Origin of the sequence: Mycobacterium sp. 1164966.3, assembly GCF_001665395.1 — a bacterium.
In the GTDB taxonomy this organism is placed as follows: Bacteria; Actinomycetota; Actinomycetes; order Mycobacteriales; family Mycobacteriaceae; genus Mycobacterium.
The window spans coordinates 1-2613 of the sequence record NZ_LZSG01000013.1 but is presented as its reverse complement, the minus strand read 5'-3'; the positions used below and the strand labels follow the sequence as shown (position 1 = coordinate 2613).

Sequence of the window (2613 nt, the reverse complement as noted above, 5' to 3'; positions counted from 1 at the left end):
GCGTCTGGGCAGCGGATGTATCGCACTGGGGATGTGGTGTGTTGGGGTGCTGATGGGCAGTTGCGGTATGTGGGGCGTGCCGATGAGCAGGTCAAGATCCGTGGGTATCGGATTGAGTTGGGTGAGGTGCAGGCCGCGTTGGCGGGGGTGGCGGGGGTCGAGCAGGCGGCGGTGATCGCTCGGGAGGATCGTCCGGGTGATAAGCGGCTGGTGGGGTATATCACCGGGGCCGCGGATCCGGTCGAGATCCGCTCGGCGCTGGTCCAGCGGTTGCCTGCCTATATGGTGCCGGCCGCGATCGTGGTGCTAGAGGCGTTGCCGTTGACGGCCAACGGCAAGTTGGATAAGCGGGCCCTGCCGGCGCCGGAGTATGGCGATGGGTCGCGTTATCGGGCTCCGGGCACGGTGACAGAGGAGTTGTTGGCCGGGATTTATGCCGAGGTGTTGGGGTTGGCCCGGGTGGGGGTCGACGAGTCGTTTTTCGAGTTGGGTGGGGATTCGTTGTCGGCGATGCGGTTGATCGCCGTGGTGAATAAGACTTTTGATGCCGCGGTTGCGGTGCGGGTGTTGTTTGAGGCGCCCACGGTGGCGCAGTTGGCGCCGCGGATTGGTGCCGGTGGGGGTGGGTTGGCGCCGTTGGTGGCGGTGGAGCGTCCGGCGGTGGTGCCGTTGTCGTTTGCCCAGAATCGGTTGTGGTTTATCGATCAGTTGCAGGGGCCGTCGGCGGTTTACAACATGGCGGTGGCGTTGCGGCTGGGTGGGCGTTTGGATGTGGGGGCGTTGGGGGCCGCGTTGGCTGATGTGGTGGCCCGTCATGAGAGCTTGCGGACCTTGTTCCCGGCGGTTGATGGGGTGCCTCAGCAGTTGGTGGTGCCAGTAGAGCGGGTGGAGTTGGGGTGGCGGCTCGTTGATGCCTGCGGGTGGTCGCCAGCTCGGGTGGGTGAGGCGATCGGGGCGGTGGTGGGTGAGCCGTTTGATTTGGCTTGCCAGGTTCCGTTGCGGGCACAGGTGTTTCGCCTCGGCGATGAGGAACATGTGTTGGTGGCGGTGGTGCACCATATCGCGGCTGATGGCTTGTCGATTGCGCCGTTGGTGGCCGATTTGGGGGTGGCGTATGCCAGCCGGTGTGCGGGGCGGGCGCCGGGGTGGGCGCCGTTGGCGGTGCAGTATGTCGATTACACGTTGTGGCAGCGCGCGCAATTGGGTGACTTGCAGGATCGGCATAGTCGGGTCGGTGCGCAGGTGGCTTATTGGGAGCAGCATCTGGCGGGGATGCCTGAGCGGGTGCAGTTGCCCACCGATCGGGCCTATCCGGCGGTGGCCGATTACCGCGGTTCGCGGGTGGCGGTGGAGTGGCCAGCCCAGTTGCAGCAGCGGGTGGTGGGGTTAGCCCGCGAGCACGAGGCGACCAGTTTCATGGTGTTGCAGGCCGCGTTGGTGGTGTTGTTGTCCAAGCTCAGTGGCAGCGCTGATGTGGCGGTGGGGTTCCCGATCGCCGGGCGGCGTGACCCGGCTTTGGATGGGTTGGTGGGTTTTTTCGTTAACACGTTGGTGTTGCGGGTCGATGTGGCCGGGGATCCGACGGGCGCTGAGGTGTTGGCTCAGGTGCGCGCGCGCAGTCTGGCCGCCTATGAGCATCAGGATGTGCCTTTTGAGGTGTTGGTGGATCGGCTTAATCCGGTCCGCAGCCTGAATCATCATCCGCTGGTGCAGGTGTTGTTGGCGTGGCAGAACTTCGCTGCTGACCCGGTGGGTGGGGTGGCGTTGGGTGATTTGCAGGTCAGCGCGCTGCCCGCCGATACCCATACCGCGCGGATGGATCTGACGTTTTCGTTGGGGGAGCGCTGGACTGCCACGGGTGAGCCGGCCGGGATCGGCGGTGAGGTGGAGTTTCGTACCGATGTGTTCGATGCGGGCAGTATCCAAACGCTGATCGAGCGGTTGGGGCGGGTGGTGGTGGCGCTGACCGCTGATCCGGGTCGGCGGTTGTCCTCGATCGATGTGCTCGATGAGGCTGAGCATGCCCTGGTGCAGGGGTGGGGTAATCGGGCGGTGTTGACCGCGCCGCCGGTGCCGGCGGTGGCTATCCCGGTGGCGTTTGCCGCGCAGGCGGCCCGCAGTCCAGAGGCGGTGGCGCTCACCTTCCAAGGCCGTTCGCTGTCGTATCGCGAACTGGATGTGTCGTCGAATCGGTTGGCGCACTTGCTGGTTGAGCACGGTGTGGGTCCCGGTGAGCGGGTGGCGTTGTTGCTGCCGCGGTGCGGGCAGGCGATCGTGGCGATTTTGGCGGTGCTCAAGACCGGGGCGGCCTATGTGCCGATCGATCCCGCACACCCCGATGCGCGCATCGAGTTCCTGCTCGCCGATGCCGCCCCCCGCCTGGCGCTGACCACCGCGGGACTGGGTACCCGGCTGGACGGGCACGATCTGTTGGTCATCGACATCGACGAGCCCGCTGTCGACACCTATCCCGACACCGCGTTGCCGGCACCGGCGCCCGAGGACATCGCCTATCTGATTTACACCTCGGGCACCACCGGTGTCCCCAAGGGGGTGGCGATCACCCACCACAACGTCACCCAACTGCTGGCCTCACTTGAGACCGGGATGGAG

General features: G+C 65.7%; 1 protein-coding gene. It reads left to right on the top strand.

Annotated elements, in window-relative coordinates; genetic code table 11:
- A partial coding sequence (locus A9W99_RS05460; protein ID WP_156622950.1) for a condensation domain-containing protein occupies nt 1-2613 on the top strand: 2613 nt, incomplete at both ends.